The organism is Flavobacterium zhairuonense (assembly GCF_004352915.1).
Taxonomy (GTDB): domain Bacteria; phylum Bacteroidota; class Bacteroidia; order Flavobacteriales; family Flavobacteriaceae; genus Flavobacterium; species Flavobacterium zhairuonense.
The window spans coordinates 1-15,487 of sequence record NZ_SJSY01000054.1 but is presented as its reverse complement, the minus strand read 5'-3'; the positions used below and the strand labels follow the sequence as shown (position 1 = coordinate 15,487).

The following is a 15,487-nucleotide window of genomic DNA, read 5'->3' as shown; positions in this document are numbered from 1 at the left end:
TCGATTGCTAAACAATCGTATTATTAACTGTAACCAATAAACAAATTTATATTATGGCAAACAAACTAAAACAAGGAGACACTAAAATTTCTTTAGAAGAAGCTCAGGCATGGGTTAAAAAATGGAAAAATCAAGGTGCAGATGAAGCTGGAAGAAAAAAAGTTGATTCGTTTTTAATTCCGGTACAAAATTTGGCTTTTGTTCTTGCACAAGGTATTGATGCAGCAAGAGCATATGTAGGGATTAATAATGATGGCAATCAAACATTGATGATTGTTGGAACAAAATATGACGAAAAAACAGGTATTTATGTAGATATGATTCCAGGATATGGAGATACCGACGAATTAACTGGTGGAGAAGCAGGTATTTATGATTTTGCTGAGCCAAGCCCTCCTGGGACTCCAGACCCTAATAGCCCAATGAATGAGTAAAAGATGAACTTATCTCTTATAAATACTGGATATATACTTTTATTCATAAACTTTATTTTATATGGACTAGGCTTTTTTAGAAATAAAACGGCCTATAAGTTTTTTACTGCTTATTTGCTTTTGTTAATAGGTATTCAGATTGCTTCTCGGATTATAAGACAGATGGGAGGGAATAATCTTTTTCTATCTCACGTTTATTTCGATGGACAGTTTATAATTTTAAGTTTTTTCTATTTGAATTTAGTTAAAGATCAATTTCAGAGAAAGTTTATAAAAATAGGTTTTGCGCTCGTATTGTTAACCTTAGCAATTCAGTATGCATTAAAACCAGAATTGTTTTTTAAATTTAATTTATATGAAATTTTTATTACTTCTTTCTTATTGATTATCTATGCTGTATTTCATTTTTACAATATGTTGGATGAAAAAAAAGAGTTTTATTTTATCAACATGGGACTTTTATTATATCTCTTCGCAAGTACAATTTTGTTTCTAGTTGGCAATTTAACTACAAAATTGAGCAAAGATCTTAATATGATAACTTGGAATTTAAATGCAATATTTATTATAGTTTATCATATATTTTTCTTATACGAATGGAGAATTAGCTATTACAAAAAAGCAATAACGAATTCTAACTGATTATTTTTAAACAATGGTAAAAAAAACAACTTTATTTGGACTTGCAGGAGCTGCGCTTATAATGTTTTCTTGTCAAAAAGATAATTCACAAGAAAACGGTTCTGCAGTTTCTGCGACAGAACAAGAGAACTGGTTGACAGCAAAATTAGATGCTGACTTCGCAAGTTCACAAAAACAGGTTACTGCTTATTTGTTTTCATCAAATGAGCTTTCAGCACTAGTTGAAACTCCTAATGTAGAAAATGTGCAATTTATTTTAGGATATAGTGACAATACATTGCAAATAAAAGTAATTGGTGTTGATAAATCGGGCAAAGAACTTGGCAGTTTGGACTCCAAAATTTTAAAAGATCCATCTTATGCTGATAAACTGGCAAAATTGGAAACCGGAGAAACTAGTAAAACTGACAAAGGATCTGCTCTTTTAAATGAACATTTGATGTTATCTCAAGAAGCTTATGACGGAATTCTTGCATGGCAGAACAAATTAAAAACGGTAACGGATTTAAACGAAGTAACTTCGTATGAAGGAGCACGTTTTCAGCATTACAGTTTGGAAGCTGCAGTCGTGGCCGAAATGCTTAAAGGCGACAATACAGCAAATATTGGTTTGTTCCTTGGATTAAACGGAAAAGGGAAAGTAACCACAATTTTAGTTGAATTGGATAAAAACAATGCCATCAAATCAAAATCATCTGTGACAGGAAAAACAATGGATAATCCTGACGATGTTTATGATGGAGCACGTCCTTCGCCTCCATATTAAATTCTGGATTTTAAAAGAATATCAAGGCTCTCTCAGAATTATTATTTTGAGAGAGTTTTATTTAAAATTAAATTTCATTTTTGAAAAAACTAAATCTTTAAATAATATGACAACAAAAGCAATCTCAGAATCCGAAATAGTTGCAACCGCGATATTCAGTTGTGTTTCTTTTTTATTGATGGGTCTTGTTTTGATTTTGTTTTTCTATTTTTCAAGAAAAAAAATTACTCAGAAAGAATTAGAGAAAAGAGATTTAGAAATTCAGTATCAAAAAGAACAATTACATGCCATTATCGTAACTCAAGAAGAGGAACGGAAACGAATTGCTCAGGATCTTCATGACGATATCAGTTCAAAATTAAATATTGTTTCCTTGAATACGCATTTGTTGTCTGCTCCAAATTTGACTGAAGGAGAGACAAAAGAAATTACAGATAACATTATTAGTTTGACTACTAAAGCTTTGGAGAATTCTCGAAAAATTGCACACAATTTATTGCCTCCCGTTTTTGAAAAATTTGGACTTAACGCTGGAGTTGAAGAGCTGTGTGCAGAATTTGAATCCAGCAAAGCGGTGAAGGTACATTATAAAAACACTGCTGAGTTTGATGAAAATGATATTGATCGTCATTTGCATGTGTTTAGGATTCTTCAGGAATTTATGAATAATTCACTTCGACATGGAAAAGCAAGTGAAATCAAAATTGAATTTTTGGATGACAACGGAATTTTTGCCTGTAATTATGAAGATAACGGAATTGGTTTTGACAGCCAAAATGCCGAAAATCAAAAAGGCCTTGGCATGAAAAACATTGATAGCCGTATTTCTTTCCTAAACGGAACTATTCGAATTTCTTCAGAAATAAATAAAGGTTTCGTTGCAAATTTTACGTTTTAAGTTAAATTATTGGATTAATTGTAGATTTAAAACGACATATTAGATTTCTTCGGTCAATGTTTGCTACATATTTTGTAAATTCGGCTTACCAAACGACCAAAAACAATAAATAAAAATGAATGCTGCTATTAAAATTGCTTTAGTTGATGACGAAGTTTTATTTCGAAAAGGAATTGCCTTTTTATTGCAGAGAGAAGAAAATATCGAAATTATTTTTGAAGCATCAAACGGCGAAGAACTTCTTGCTAGTCTAGAAGAAAACGAATCCAAACCAGATATTATTATCATGGATTTGAAAATGCCTGTCCTTAATGGTGTTGAAGCCACAAAAATTATCCGAAAATCGTATCCAGATATCAAAATAATAGCACTGACCAGCTATGACACCAAATCATTTATTGCTAATATGATTCAGGTGGGCGCTGTGGCTTATCTTATAAAAAATACAACTCCAAAAGATTTAATACTTACTATTAATGAAGTTGCAAAAAAAGGATTTTATTACAATGAGAGTGTTTTAAAGACAATTCAAGATACTATAGTTTCATCAAAAAACTCAAAAGTGAATCTTGAAACGAGTTTTCTTTCTCCTCGTGAAATCGAAATATTGCAACTTATTTGTCAGCAAAAAACAACTTCTGAAATTGCTGAACATCTTTTTTTGAGTCCGAGAACTGTCGAGGGGCACAGAAACAATTTGCTTCTTAAAACAGAATCTAGAAATATTGCTGGATTAGTCGTGTATGCTATTCAAAATGAAATCGCTGTTTTGACACTATAAATTTCTAGGCAGTCAAAAATTGTATAGATAGAACATAATACAAAATAATGGTGAGGACAAGCACGCAAATACCAATTTTTTGAATAACATTTAATCCTTTTGGCTGGTTATTACTTTCGTTAAATTTCATAATTTTGGTTTTCATTGATTTATCTTTCAATGATTTGGATGACCAAATGTAGTTAGAATTTGCTTTTACAAAATACGTGTTTTTACCTGTTTTTATATTTGGGTATGAAACACCAAAATCTTTTTTAACTTTTCGTTCAGTTATAAATCAGAGATAACGTTAGTGTTTTTAATTGCTTACTTCATATCTTTACTAAAATATTTTTTTTGAATGAAGAAGAGTTTAGTATATATCTTTATCATATTGTTTTCGTTTTCAGCAAAGGCATCATTTATTTTGTTGCCAATGGACGAAACGACACAACAAAATCATCTTAAAGCTTACGGAATTACTTATTGGTGTTTGAGCAAAGACTATAAGGCAAGCTGGCTTCTTAATTATAGAGGCGGTTCATTTTTGTTGCCTGATGCCGAGGAAATTAGAAAAGAATGCAAAATAAGAGGAGTAAGTTTTGAAATTTTGTCGGATAGCGAAGAAGCTGCAATTTTGAATGAAATTTCTAGTCCATCTCAAAATATGGAGTCGGTTGTTTTGGAAAAAGCACCCAAAATTGCCGTTTATACTCCAAAAGGGAAACAACCTTGGGATGATGCTGTAACATTGGTATTAACTTATGCTGAAATTCCGTTTACACCAATATACGATGAAGAAGTATTAAGCGATCAATTGTTGTTATATGATTGGCTTCATTTGCATCATGAAGATTTTACGGGTCAATATGGAAAATTTTATGCTGCATACAAAAATACACCTTGGTATATCGATCAGAAAAAAGATGCAGAAGCTTTAGCCGCAAAATTAGGCTATGCTAAAGTTTCACAAGAAAAAGGTGCTGTTGCAAAAAAAATAAGAGATTTTGTGATTGGTGGTGGTTTTATGTTCGCGATGTGTTCCGCCACAGATAGTTTTGATATTGCTCTTGCTGCCGATGGAGTTGATATTTGCGAAGCCATGTTTGATGGCGACCCAAGCGAATCGAATTACCAGGCCAAATTGGATTTTGGAAATTCTTTCGCCTTTAAAAATTTTACTTTAGAAAGAAGACCTGAAGTTTATGAGTTTTCTGATATTGATATGACCTTGAAACGTAAAATTCCAATGGAAAAAGATTATTTTACTCTAATGGAATTTTCGGCAAAATGGGACCCAATTCCGAGTATGTTGTGCCAAAATCATACACAACTTGTTAAAGGTTTTATGGGACAAACTACTTCGTTTGATACTTCGTTGATCAAATCAAATGTTTTGATAATGGGAACTTGTGAATTAAATGGTGAATCGAGATATATTCATGGTGAGAAAGGAAAAGGAATGTTTACTTTCTTTGGTGGCCATGATCCTGAAGATTTTCAGCATCAAGTTGGTGATCCGCCAACAGTTTTAGATTTGCATCCAAATTCTCCGGGCTATCGCTTGATTTTAAATAATGTTTTATTTCCTGCTGCGAGAAAGAAAAAGCTTAAAACCTAGTTTAACGAAAACTCCACCCAGATTGGTAAATGATCGGATATTTTTCGTGCTTCTGATAAAGAATTGAATTTTGCATAAAAATGAATTACACCTGATTTTTTGTAATTCAATGTGTTTGATTTGTAAAAAATATTGTCAAATTCAGATGCTAAACAAACATTGTTTCTGCATTCTTTCTTTAAAGTGGTTTTTTGATTTTGCAAAATAGAAGTGTAGCCCATTTTCTTTAAAGGAAAAAAAACGGTATGCGACTGCGGACAGTTGAAATCTCCAAGAAAAATTAAATTTGATTCGGGATAAAGAGCAGGCAGAAATTTAAAGTATTTAATTTCTGTCTCTGGATTTTTGTTTTTGGTAATCGCGTGAAAGTTGCTTAAAGTAATAGTCTTTTTGCCAATTTCAAATGTGGCATAATAAGGTTCGCGATCAATTTCTTGACTAAATTTTTGTTCAAGCGAAGGTTTTCCTTTTAACTTTGCTTTACTTGTTTTCCAGATAAAAGCATAACGTTCCGCTTTGTAACTACTGCTGCTTGTTGGTTCACTGATTGTATAATCCCATTTTGTGCCCTTTTCATTTAATATAGCTGCAAGTTTAGCTATTGCTTGTGCACCGCCGTAACCAGCAACAACTTCTTGAATAGCCACAATATCATAATCAACAACAGTTGCAGCGATAAAATTTATCTCCGAATCAGTTTTTGATTTTCCAAAATTTTCCAGATTCCAGGAAAGAATTTTAGTTTGTGAAAAGGAAAGGAGTGTAAAAAAATAAAGAACAATGGTAATAAAAGTGGTTTTCATTTGAAATTTAAAAAATCAAATATAAACAATACAAAATTGGATTGCAGTAACCTTAATTTTTTTTGTATCTATTTTTTAGTGCTGATGAAATTATGATAATTTGCAATACAAGTAATGCAGGAATAAAAACCATTTTCCATTCAATTTCAAAGCCACCGGCTTTTTCTGATACGAATGCAAAACTCACTGATAAAAAAATACAAAGAAGCATTGTTTTCATAATAATTCTGTTTTTAGTTGTATTAATTTTGCGGATAAAATTAATGTGATATTTAGGTTTCATGGTTTAGCTAATAGGATACTAGACAAATTTATGAGTATAAAAGAGCATTTCATTACGGAAAACCGTAAAGCAAATGTTAATTTTAAACTAAACCAAAATCTTTAGCGATGGCAATTAAATGAACATTGTTGTTCGCTTTAAAATATATTTTCAATTTGTTGATTCGTTTTTCAATGCTGCTAGTCCCGTTAGGAGTTATAGACATTGCTTTAAATTCATTTGAAATATGCTCTAAAATATAGCCTTTTGCTAAAAGTGATAAAATAGAAATATCGTAAGATTCAATTTCAATTAAAGATTTATCGCTGAAACTAAAAGATAAATCAGAGGATAATATTTTTTCTTCATTTCGGCAAACCCCTTCAATGGCTTTTCTTAATTCTTCAATACTGTTGCGTCCTTTGGAAACATAAGCATTTATGCCTAAATCATTAAAAAGTGATTTTATGCGAAATGATTTGTCTTCTATCGAGAAAACAATCTTTTTTAAATCTGGCTGTACTTTATTAACCGCTCCAATGAGATCTTCGCCACTGTTAAGTTGATTTTTACGATAATCTGATTTGAATGATAAATCAGTGATCATTAAATCGTATGGTGCATTCTCTGCAAGTGCTTTTTTGACTTTTAATAAGCCATCATCGCAATATTTTACGTGGTCTATTATAGGAACCTTTAAGTCTTCAAGTACTTGAATTACAGCGATACTAATGCTGTCTAAATCTTCGGCAACTAAAACTTTTTTGAACATATAATTTGTTTTTAAATTGGGAATGTGAAACTTAATTTAAAACCTTTGTCAGAATTTTTGTCAAAAGTAATAGTTCCTTTTATAGTTTTAATACGGTTTTCCACATTTTGGAGACCATTTTTTAGAATTAATGCACTATTTTTTGTTCCAATGCCATTATCAATATATGAAACGGTCAAATTATAGTTAGATACTTTCAATATTACACTTACTAAACTTGCTTCACTATGTTTTTTCATATTTAGAAATAATTCTTGCATCACTCGGTAAAGAATTATTTTTTTGTTTTTTTCGATTTGATTCCATCGAACAGTGTCAAAACCTTGCAATAAAATATTCACTTTTTGGGTTTTGTATCCTGAAATCATTTCTTTTAGTTCGGAAATATAATTTTCATCAGTGGTTATTAAGCTATTTTCTTTAGAAATATTTCTTGCTTTTGAATATATATCTTCGAGATTATTTAATAATTGATCCTTATTTTGGCTTAATTCCAAATCTTCCTTTTGTACCAAAGCTATAGTATGGTACAAATCGTTGGCAAGTTCAGCATCTAATTTTCTGGAAATTCTGGCTTCACTAATATAAATAGCGTCTTTTTTTTCTTTTTTACCTTTTTTGGAAAGATGATAGAATAAAAACAGGAATGTCGAGAGAACAAATACAATAGAAATATATAAAATGATATTGCGGTTTTTTTGTCTTTCTATTTGTAATTCTTTTTCCGCTTTTTGAGTTTTCAGCTCTAAGTTTTCTTCCCTGTCTTTCTTGGAGTTGTATATAGCATCAGCAAATTGATTTTTTGCTTTTTTTCTGCTTACAATGAGGCTGTCCACTTTTTTGATGTAAACTTTCCAATGTTTTCTAGAATTTTGGGCATTGTCAGCCTCAATAAGCTGAGCCAACATATTAATTTCATATGTCGCAGCTTTTGCTCTTTTTGCGCAATAGTAAGCTTTTTCGGCATTAATTTTCTTTAGTTCTGGATTGTTGTATTTTTTATAATACTTATAAAAAGCATGATAGTTGCCAACTAGTTCATAATCGTCATTTAATGTAAGTGTTAATTTCAAGCTTTCGTCAAAACATTTAAATGCTTCTTCTTTATGATTTCCGAGATATAAATAGGAAAGGCCTAGATTATATAATATAGCTGCGCGCTGAGGAATTGTATTTGAAGGAGTTATTTTATCTTCAATCTTATATTTAACTATTGGTTTTAATAAATTTATTGCCTCATGATATTTTTCCTGATGCATATATACAAAAGCAATTTCAGATAAAATTCTTGATTTTCTGAATGTAGAGACTGCTTTTTTTAGTGCTTTTTTATGATAATACAATGCCTTTTCGTAATCGTATGTATACAAAAAGTTATAGGCCATGAATGTATAGGCGTTGACGGCATATTTTCCATTAGTTGTTTTGTCTAAATAAGGGAATGCTTTTATAAGAGTAGCTTCTGCTTCATAGTAGTTTCCATATCGTTGCAAGATTTCTACCATATTGTTTAATGATCCAACATATTCATCTGGATAATCTGCTTTTGGTTCACATAATAATTGTGTTTTATTGAAATAAAAAAGTGCACTGTCATTTTTTCCAGAATCCCAAAAAGCATATGCTTTTTTCTGCATTTGTTTTATTTCTGCAGTACGATCTTTTTTGATGTGCAGTATTTGTCGCTCTTTTGCTTCAGAAAATTGCGTAAAAAAACTAAATGCCAATACTATGATAAAGATTGGAAAGCAAAGAAAAATATAGTTTTTTCGAAAAAAACGGAATAAGTTCTTCTTTATCATAATGGGAGTTTTATTAGAACTTTAAAACCTTTTCCTAAATTAGAGTTTATATCAATTTCACCTTGGATTTTGTGAATCGTACTCTCCATGTTATGTAAGCCATTTTTTAAAACCATTTTGGAAGAATCAATTCCTTTTCCATTATCAGTATAACTAATTATAAGAGCATTGTCTTTTTCTTTAAAAGTTATTGCAACTAAACTGGCCTCACTATGTTTTTTCATGTTTACAAGTAATTCCTGAATAGCTCTATAAACCGATATTTTTTTGATCTTGTCGACTTTATCCCACGAAATGGTGTCCAAACCATTAAGCAACAGATTTACGTTAGAGGTGTTGAATCTCGAAATCATCTCTTTGAGCTGAAAAGTATAATTTTGATTGCTTAAAATTGGATTGTTTTCCTTTGAAATATTCCTTGTTCGGGAATAAATATCGTTCAGCTTCGTTAGTAAATGATTTTTATTTTCTTCGCTAGAAAGATTTCTGTTTTCAACAAATGCTAGAGTATGGTATACATCATTTGCTAATTCGTCATGAAGTTTTTTTGAAATTCGAGTTTCGCTCTGATATGTTGCTTCTATTTTTTGACGATTCATTCGAGCGGTTAAATAAAAATAAATTATAGTAATTAAGCACAATGCTAATATGATAATGATATAAGAGATAATATTTCTTCGTTCCTGTTTTTCTAATTGAAGTTCGTTTTTGATTTTTTGAGCTTTTAGTTTTAAGTTTTCCTCTTTTTCTGTTCTGGAATCATACTTCATTTTTGCAAATTGATTTTTAGCTTTTTGCCTGATTTCATAAATGCTATCAATCATTTTTATATAAAGAAGAGCCTTTTCTTTTGACTCTTTAGCCGAACCAGTATTTTCTATAATGAATTTTAAGGCAAGTAAGCGATCATCAGTATTGCCGGATAGCGTGTAATTCTCGTAGCTTAATTTGGCATATTTCATTGATAGAGCTTTATTGTTCTTATAGTATTCCGTAAGATTATAATATGTTTTGCCCAAACCATCTTTGTCTTTTGCTTGAGACTTTATTTGAATACTCTTTTCAAAAAAACTCAAGGCTTTAGGATTCTGGAGTTTGAAATAACAATAACCAATATAATTGATTATTTTTGAGTAGTAGGTTGGTTTTTGCTGAAGAAATTTCTCTTTGCTTATTGAAAGAAAAATCTGAAGAGCTTCATTGTACTTGTGCTGTTTTATATAAATTGTTGCGATATTATTTTTTGCTTCAAGTATGTTGATTCTGTCAACTTTTAAAATAAATGCTTTTGAGTAATAGGAAATGGCATTTGGATAATCGTAAGTATAATAATAGTTTCTTCCCAAAACACTATAGATATTCCAAACGTAATTTGGGTCTTTAATTTTATTTAAATAAGGAATTGTTTCTGTTGCGGTCTTAGTGCTTCCAATAAAATCTTCATGATCTTGTTGAATTTCGGCCATGTAATACATGCAATAAACGTAGGTCTTGGCATCTTCATTAGGATCGCATTTTGTTCTCGCTTTATTGTAAAAATAAAATGCACTATCTAACTGTTTGTTCTTGTAGAAAGAATCAGCAGTATTTATTATCTCTTTTATTTTGACCTTGTTATTTGTAATTTGCTCTGTAAAATATTTTTTCTTTTGACAGGCAAAAAAGACTGTGAAAATGAGAATTATATAGAGAGAAAATTGTACTTTTTTTGAAACCATGCGCCAAAAATAGAAAATTATATTTCTTACAACCACGTATAAATACGGTATTTTGTTTTTGATGAAAAAAAATAAAATTCGAAATCTCATTTACAGGTATATACAAACAGACCCTCGAATAGGAGGGTCTGTAGATATGAATTTTGTTGTAAAATTTATCTTTATAAAATTATTCTGCTCTCATTCCGGTGGAAATTCCTATTCTGTTCCAAGCATTGATTGTGATGATGGCCAAAATGATTTCGGCAAGGTATTTTTCATCAAATAATTTGACAGCATTTTGATAAACTTCTTCAGAAACATGATTACTTATTAAAGTAATTTCTTCGGTCAAAGCTAATATTGCTTTTTCTTCTTCTGAATAAAAATCAGCTTCACGCCATGCGCTCAATAAATAAATTCTTTGTTCAGATACGCCATATTTTCTTGCATCTGCTGTATGGATGTTAATACAGTAAGCACAGCCGTTTATTTGCGAAGCACGAATTTTGATAAGCTCTTTATGAACTGGAGTTAATGAAGTTGTCGCCATATATTTTTCTAATCCTAACATAGCTTGATAAGCTTCTGGGGCAACTTGCGGGATAACAATTCTTGATTTCATTTTTATATGTTTTAAAAGTTCATTACAAAGGTCAATAATGCGTGCTTCTAAAAACTTGAACTACTTCAAGAAATTCAAATCATACTTTTCCGGCTCTGATCTTACTCATGAATTCAGCAGAAAAATCCAAGTAGGAAGCAAGCATATATTGTGGAACTCGCTGAACAAATTCTGGAAAATGATCATTAAAATGATGATACCTCTCTTCGGCCGACATTGTAAACAAGAATTTAATTCGCATTTGCATTGCACCAAAAGTCTTTTGAGTAACGACTCTAAAATACCTTTCAAGATTTGGAATTTCAATTAATAGCGACTCTAAAACAGTTTTGTCAAGAGCAATAACTTCTGAATTTTCTACCGCTTGCAAATAAAAACTAGATGGAATGTGATTATGATAACTCAAATAATCAGTAATCCACCAGTTTTCAATGCCAAATTGTAATGTCTGTTCAGCTCCCTTAGGGTTGATGATATATTGTCTCATACAACCTTTGACAATAAAATACATTGTATTGCAAATTTGACCTTCCTTTAATACATGTTCTTTCTTTTTTATTTTGGAAACTTCTAGGCATGATTCTAATTTATCAATATCTGAAGGTTCGAGAGAAATGAATTTTTCAATATGATCAAAAAGTGCTTTGTACATAGGATTGTTTTGGTTTATACAAAGTTACTTTTAAAATTTTGTTTCTAAAGGAAGAGATTTGAAACTTCTTTAAAACAAAAAACCATCCCGTTTTGATAGGATGGTTTTTCTATGATAAGTAAGTAATCTTAAATTGAGTTTATAAAACGTTTTATTTTACTTTATTAAGAATAGCTTTGAAAGCTTCTGGGTGGTTCATAGCTAAATCAGCAAGAACTTTTCTGTTCAATTCGATTCCGTTAGCTTTAACTTTCCCCATGAATTGAGAATAAGACATTCCTTCTAATCTAGCTCCAGCGTTGATACGTTGAATCCATAATGAACGGAAATTTCTTTTGTTTTGTTTTCTATCGCGGTAAGCGTAGCTCATCGCTTTCTCTACTGCATTCTTAGCAACTGTCCAAACGTTTTTACGTCTACCAAAGAAACCTTTGGCTTGCTTCATTATTTTTTTTCTTCTTGCTCTTTTAGCAACTGAATTTACCGATCTTGGCATAATTTTAATGTGTTTTTGTAGCAGGCGTCCTGAATTGAATCAAAGGAACTTAAGGCCATACTCCAAGGTTATATAAATAATTTTTTAACCTAAAGATTAAATATTAGTTGTTCGTTGTCGGTTGTTGGTTGTCGGTTTTAAATCCATCAACTATCAACTGCCAACTATCAACCATTTAGATAATTCTTAATTGTTGTTTAATGCTTTTCATATCTGTTTGGTGAACTAGCGCTGAGTGAGTCAAAGCTAATTTACGTTTTTTAGATTTTTTAGTCAAGATGTGACTTTTAAAAGCATGCTTTCTTTTAATTTTTCCAGAGCCAGTAACTTTAAAACGTTTCTTAGCGCTAGATTTTGTTTTCATTTTAGGCATTTTTCCTAGTGTTTTAATTTATTCTTACTTACTTATATTTTCAAAAGCTTTAGGCAGTAGGCTTTAAGCTCTAGGCAAATGTTTGAATTTTTGCTTAAAGCTTAAGGCTTATTGCTTAAAGCAAATAATTATTTTTTCTTTTTAGGAGCAATGAACATAATCATTCTCTTTCCTTCCAGAACTGGCATAGCTTCAACTTTACCGTGTTCTTCTAAATCTTGAGCAAGACGCAATAACAGAATCTGACCTTGATCTTTGTAAATAATAGAACGTCCTTTAAAGAATACAAAAGCTTTTAATTTAGCTCCCTCTTTCAAGAATTTTTCAGCGTTCTTTCTTTTAAACTCGTAATCATGCTCATCAGTCTGAGGACCAAATCGAATTTCTTTTACAACAACTTGAGAAGATTTAGCTTTTAAAGCTTTATCTCTTTTCTTTTGTTCGTAAACAAATTTCTTGTAATCCATGATTTTACAAACCGGCGGTTCTGCGTTTGGCGAAATTTCAACTAAATCCAATTCAAATTGGTCAGCTAAACGTAACGCATCTGCGATTTTAAAAACGCCAGGTTCAATATTTTCACCTACAAGACGTACCTCTGGAACACGAATAAGATTGTTTATTCTGTGTGCATCTTTTTTTTCTACTCGAGGTTGAAAACCTCTGTTGCTTCTTATTGCTATGACTTTCTAATTTAAGTTAAACTGTAAATACTTTTAATGTCTTTTTTATTTCTTCGTCCACAATCGCAGCAAATTCTTCGATTGAAACTGTGATATTACCTTTTCCTTCTTGTCCATGACGACGAATCGAAATTGTGCCGTTTTTCTCTTCTTCCTCGCCTACAATAAGCATAAATGGAATTTTTTGCATTTCTGCATCTCTAATTTTCTTGCCGATAGTTTCGTTTCGGTTGTCAATTAGGGCGCGAATTTCGTGATTTTCTAGCAAATCTAAAACTTTTTTAGCATAATTTTCGTATTTCTCGCTCAAAGACAAGATAATAGCTTGCTCAGGCATTAGCCAAAGTGGGAAATTTCCTGCTGTATGCTCTAGCAAAATTGCTATAAAACGTTCCATAGATCCAAAAGGAGCTCTGTGAATCATAACAGGACGATGTAATTCATTATCAGCACCTTTATAAGTCAAATCAAAACGCTCAGGCAGGTTGTAATCTACCTGAATTGTTCCTAATTGCCATTGTCTTCCCAAAGCGTCTTTAACCATGAAATCTAGTTTCGGACCATAGAATGCGGCCTCACCATATTCTACGACAGTATTAAGACCTTTGTCTTTTGCAGCATTAATGATAGCATTTTCGGCCTTTTCCCAATTTTCATCAGTACCGATATATTTATCTCTGTTTTCCTGATCTCTCAATGAAATCTGGGCAGTAAAGTTTTCAAAGCCTAATGAGCCAAATACATACAATACAAGGTCAATTACTTTTTTAAACTCTTCGTCCAATTGCTCTGGAGTACAGAAAATATGCGCGTCATCCTGAGTAAATCCTCTAACACGAGTCAAACCATGAAGCTCTCCAGATTGTTCGTATCTATATACAGTACCAAATTCAGCATAACGCTTCGGTAAATCTTTATATGACCAAGGTCTTACATTGTAAATTTCACAGTGGTGAGGACAGTTCATAGGTTTCAATAAAAACTCTTCGCCCTCTGCTGGAGTATGAATTGGTTGAAAGCTATCAGCTCCATATTTAGCGTAGTGACCAGAAGTAACATAAAGCTCTTTTTGACCAATATGTGGACTCACAACTTGCTCGTATCCTGCTTTCTTTTGTGCTCTTTTCAAAAATTGCTCTAAGCGCTCTCTAAGTGCAGCTCCTTTTGGCAACCATAAAGGCAAACCTTGACCTACTTTTTGAGAGAAAGCGAACAATTCAAGTTCTTTTCCTAATTTACGGTGGTCACGACGTTTTGCTTCTTCAAGAAGTTCAAGATATTCGGTTAAGTCTTTTTGTTTAGGGAAAGATGTTCCGTAAACGCGTGTCAACTGTTTGTTTTTCTCGTCACCTCTCCAATAAGCACCAGCAACGCTCATGATCTTTACAGCTTTGATAATTCCAGTATTCGGAATATGTCCACCACGGCATAAATCAGTAAAAGTGGCATGGTCGCAAAATGTAATAGTTCCGTCTTCAAGATTCGAAATCAATTCCGTTTTGTAAACGTTGTCTTTGTACATTTCTAAAGCTTCTGCTTTAGTTACAGGGCGCATTTTAAAATCAAATTTTCCTCTTGCGATTTCAAGAATACGATCTTCTATTTTTTTGAAATCAGCTTCAGAAATTTTCTGATCTTCAAAATCCACATCATAATAAAACCCGTTAGCAATTGCAGGTCCTAGAGTTAGTTTGATTCCAGGGTATAATTCCTCAAGAGCTTGAGCCATTACGTGTGAAGTCGAATGCCAGAAAGCTTTTTTGCCCTCAGCATCATTCCAAGTATATAAAATAAGATTACCGTCGGTCGTTAATGGAGTTTCGGTTTCAATAGTTGTACCATTAAAAGATGCAGAAATAACATTTCTTGCAAAACCTTCGCTAATGTTTTTAGCGACCTCCATTGGAGTTACGCCTTGAACGAACTCTCTAATTGACCCATCGGGTAAAGTAATCTTGATCATTGTTTATAATTTTGTGAATGCAAATATACATGATTACAAAAATACATACAATATATATGTAGAAGTTTGCTTGATTATAATAATTGTTTGAAATGGTACTATAATGTGTATGTAGCAATTTCTTGCCAACCCGCCGGTTTTCCAAAAGCTGGCGGGTTTTGTTTTTATACATATATATATAAGAGTGAATTTTCCAGCTGAGCGAAGCGAAGCCTATTAGGTTTTGGAATTTAAGCAT

Annotated in this window: 16 protein-coding genes; 5 read left to right on the top strand and 11 right to left on the bottom strand. The window is 31.8% G+C overall.

Features of this window, described 5'->3' with window-relative positions; all coding sequences use genetic code 11:
* Nucleotides 1–53: 53 nt before the first annotated feature.
* From EYY60_RS00375 to EYY60_RS00350, 5 genes are all read left to right on the top strand, one after another.
* On the top strand, nucleotides 54–434 hold the full coding sequence (locus EYY60_RS00375; protein WP_132987442.1) for a hypothetical protein: 381 nt from the start codon (nucleotides 54–56) through the stop codon (nucleotides 432–434).
* Between the two features lie 655 nt (nucleotides 435–1,089).
* Nucleotides 1,090–1,842 (top strand): hypothetical protein, encoded by a 753-nt coding sequence (locus tag EYY60_RS00365; RefSeq protein ID WP_132987440.1) that lies wholly within the window; start codon nucleotides 1,090–1,092, stop codon nucleotides 1,840–1,842.
* A 106-nt stretch (nucleotides 1,843–1,948) separates the two neighbouring features.
* Entirely contained in the window at nucleotides 1,949–2,740 is a 792-nt protein-coding gene (locus EYY60_RS00360; protein ID WP_132987439.1) for a sensor histidine kinase, read from the top strand.
* 115 nt (nucleotides 2,741–2,855) lie between these two features.
* A complete protein-coding gene (locus EYY60_RS00355; RefSeq protein WP_132987438.1) occupies nucleotides 2,856–3,521 on the top strand; it encodes a response regulator transcription factor in 666 nt (221 codons plus the stop codon).
* A 340-nt stretch (nucleotides 3,522–3,861) separates the two neighbouring features.
* Nucleotides 3,862–5,121, top strand: coding sequence for an asparagine synthetase B (locus tag EYY60_RS00350; RefSeq protein ID WP_132987437.1), 1,260 nt, complete (start codon nucleotides 3,862–3,864; stop codon nucleotides 5,119–5,121).
* Here the strand turns inward: EYY60_RS00350 and EYY60_RS00345 are convergent.
* The 11 genes from EYY60_RS00345 to thrS all read right to left on the bottom strand — a co-directional run bounded on the left by EYY60_RS00345 (nucleotide 5,118) and on the right by thrS (nucleotide 15,249).
* Nucleotides 5,118–5,924 (bottom strand): endonuclease/exonuclease/phosphatase family protein, encoded by an 807-nt coding sequence (locus EYY60_RS00345; protein WP_132987436.1) that lies wholly within the window; start codon nucleotides 5,922–5,924, stop codon nucleotides 5,118–5,120. The genes EYY60_RS00350 and EYY60_RS00345 overlap by 4 nt on opposite strands.
* 52 nt (nucleotides 5,925–5,976) lie before the next feature.
* Nucleotides 5,977–6,144, bottom strand: a complete 168-nt coding sequence (locus EYY60_RS22200) for a hypothetical protein (protein ID WP_162847819.1) — start codon at nucleotides 6,142–6,144, stop codon at nucleotides 5,977–5,979.
* Nucleotides 6,145–6,289: 145 nt separating this feature from the next.
* Nucleotides 6,290–6,958: a DNA-binding transcriptional response regulator gene (locus EYY60_RS00340; protein ID WP_132987435.1), complete on the bottom strand. Its 669-nt coding sequence runs from the start codon at nucleotides 6,956–6,958 to the stop codon at nucleotides 6,290–6,292.
* 11 nt (nucleotides 6,959–6,969) lie between these two features.
* Nucleotides 6,970–8,595: a tetratricopeptide repeat-containing sensor histidine kinase gene (locus EYY60_RS00335; protein WP_162847818.1), complete on the bottom strand. Its 1,626-nt coding sequence runs from the start codon at nucleotides 8,593–8,595 to the stop codon at nucleotides 6,970–6,972.
* A 161-nt stretch (nucleotides 8,596–8,756) separates the two neighbouring features.
* Nucleotides 8,757–10,235, bottom strand: coding sequence for a tetratricopeptide repeat-containing sensor histidine kinase (locus EYY60_RS00330; protein WP_235832259.1), 1,479 nt, complete (start codon nucleotides 10,233–10,235; stop codon nucleotides 8,757–8,759).
* A 412-nt stretch (nucleotides 10,236–10,647) separates the two neighbouring features.
* Complete coding sequence (locus EYY60_RS00325; protein ID WP_132987432.1) at nucleotides 10,648–11,082, bottom strand: carboxymuconolactone decarboxylase family protein; 435 nt, start codon at nucleotides 11,080–11,082, stop codon at nucleotides 10,648–10,650.
* A gap of 79 nt (nucleotides 11,083–11,161) precedes the next feature.
* Complete coding sequence (locus EYY60_RS00320; RefSeq protein WP_132987431.1) at nucleotides 11,162–11,734, bottom strand: Crp/Fnr family transcriptional regulator; 573 nt, start codon at nucleotides 11,732–11,734, stop codon at nucleotides 11,162–11,164.
* A 151-nt stretch (nucleotides 11,735–11,885) separates the two neighbouring features.
* Complete coding sequence (gene rplT, locus EYY60_RS00315) at nucleotides 11,886–12,230, bottom strand: 50S ribosomal protein L20 (RefSeq protein WP_008464948.1); 345 nt, start codon at nucleotides 12,228–12,230, stop codon at nucleotides 11,886–11,888.
* Nucleotides 12,231–12,405: 175 nt separating this feature from the next.
* Nucleotides 12,406–12,603: a 50S ribosomal protein L35 gene (rpmI, locus tag EYY60_RS00310; RefSeq protein ID WP_026727505.1), complete on the bottom strand. Its 198-nt coding sequence runs from the start codon at nucleotides 12,601–12,603 to the stop codon at nucleotides 12,406–12,408.
* Nucleotides 12,604–12,731: 128 nt separating this feature from the next.
* Nucleotides 12,732–13,280, bottom strand: coding sequence for a translation initiation factor IF-3 (gene infC / locus EYY60_RS00305; RefSeq protein ID WP_091497511.1), 549 nt, complete (start codon nucleotides 13,278–13,280; stop codon nucleotides 12,732–12,734).
* A 22-nt stretch (nucleotides 13,281–13,302) separates the two neighbouring features.
* Nucleotides 13,303–15,249 (bottom strand): threonine--tRNA ligase, encoded by a 1,947-nt coding sequence (gene thrS / locus EYY60_RS00300; protein ID WP_132987430.1) that lies wholly within the window; start codon nucleotides 15,247–15,249, stop codon nucleotides 13,303–13,305.
* Between the last annotated feature and the right edge of the window lie 238 nt (nucleotides 15,250–15,487).

What these genes read in the sequence shown, in the direction of transcription:
- EYY60_RS00375 (WP_132987442.1), top strand. Translation starts at nt 54, where the DNA reads ATGGCAAACAAACTAAAACAAGGAGACACTAAAATTTCTTTAGAAGAA.
- EYY60_RS00365 (WP_132987440.1), top strand. Translation starts at nt 1,090, where the DNA reads ATGGTAAAAAAAACAACTTTATTTGGACTTGCAGGAGCTGCGCTTATA.
- EYY60_RS00360 (WP_132987439.1), top strand. Translation starts at nt 1,949, where the DNA reads ATGACAACAAAAGCAATCTCAGAATCCGAAATAGTTGCAACCGCGATA.
- EYY60_RS00355 (WP_132987438.1), top strand. Translation starts at nt 2,856, where the DNA reads ATGAATGCTGCTATTAAAATTGCTTTAGTTGATGACGAAGTTTTATTT.
- EYY60_RS00350 (WP_132987437.1), top strand. Translation starts at nt 3,862, where the DNA reads ATGAAGAAGAGTTTAGTATATATCTTTATCATATTGTTTTCGTTTTCA.
- EYY60_RS00345 (WP_132987436.1), bottom strand. Translation starts at nt 5,924, where the DNA reads ATGAAAACCACTTTTATTACCATTGTTCTTTATTTTTTTACACTCCTT.
- EYY60_RS22200 (WP_162847819.1), bottom strand. Translation starts at nt 6,144, where the DNA reads ATGAAAACAATGCTTCTTTGTATTTTTTTATCAGTGAGTTTTGCATTC.
- EYY60_RS00340 (WP_132987435.1), bottom strand. Translation starts at nt 6,958, where the DNA reads ATGTTCAAAAAAGTTTTAGTTGCCGAAGATTTAGACAGCATTAGTATC.
- EYY60_RS00335 (WP_162847818.1), bottom strand. Translation starts at nt 8,595, where the DNA reads ATGCAGAAAAAAGCATATGCTTTTTGGGATTCTGGAAAAAATGACAGT.
- EYY60_RS00330 (WP_235832259.1), bottom strand. Translation starts at nt 10,235, where the DNA reads ATGTATTACATGGCCGAAATTCAACAAGATCATGAAGATTTTATTGGA.
- EYY60_RS00325 (WP_132987432.1), bottom strand. Translation starts at nt 11,082, where the DNA reads ATGAAATCAAGAATTGTTATCCCGCAAGTTGCCCCAGAAGCTTATCAA.
- EYY60_RS00320 (WP_132987431.1), bottom strand. Translation starts at nt 11,734, where the DNA reads ATGTACAAAGCACTTTTTGATCATATTGAAAAATTCATTTCTCTCGAA.
- rplT (WP_008464948.1), bottom strand. Translation starts at nt 12,230, where the DNA reads ATGCCAAGATCGGTAAATTCAGTTGCTAAAAGAGCAAGAAGAAAAAAA.
- rpmI (WP_026727505.1), bottom strand. Translation starts at nt 12,603, where the DNA reads ATGCCTAAAATGAAAACAAAATCTAGCGCTAAGAAACGTTTTAAAGTT.
- thrS (WP_132987430.1), bottom strand. Translation starts at nt 15,249, where the DNA reads ATGATCAAGATTACTTTACCCGATGGGTCAATTAGAGAGTTCGTTCAA.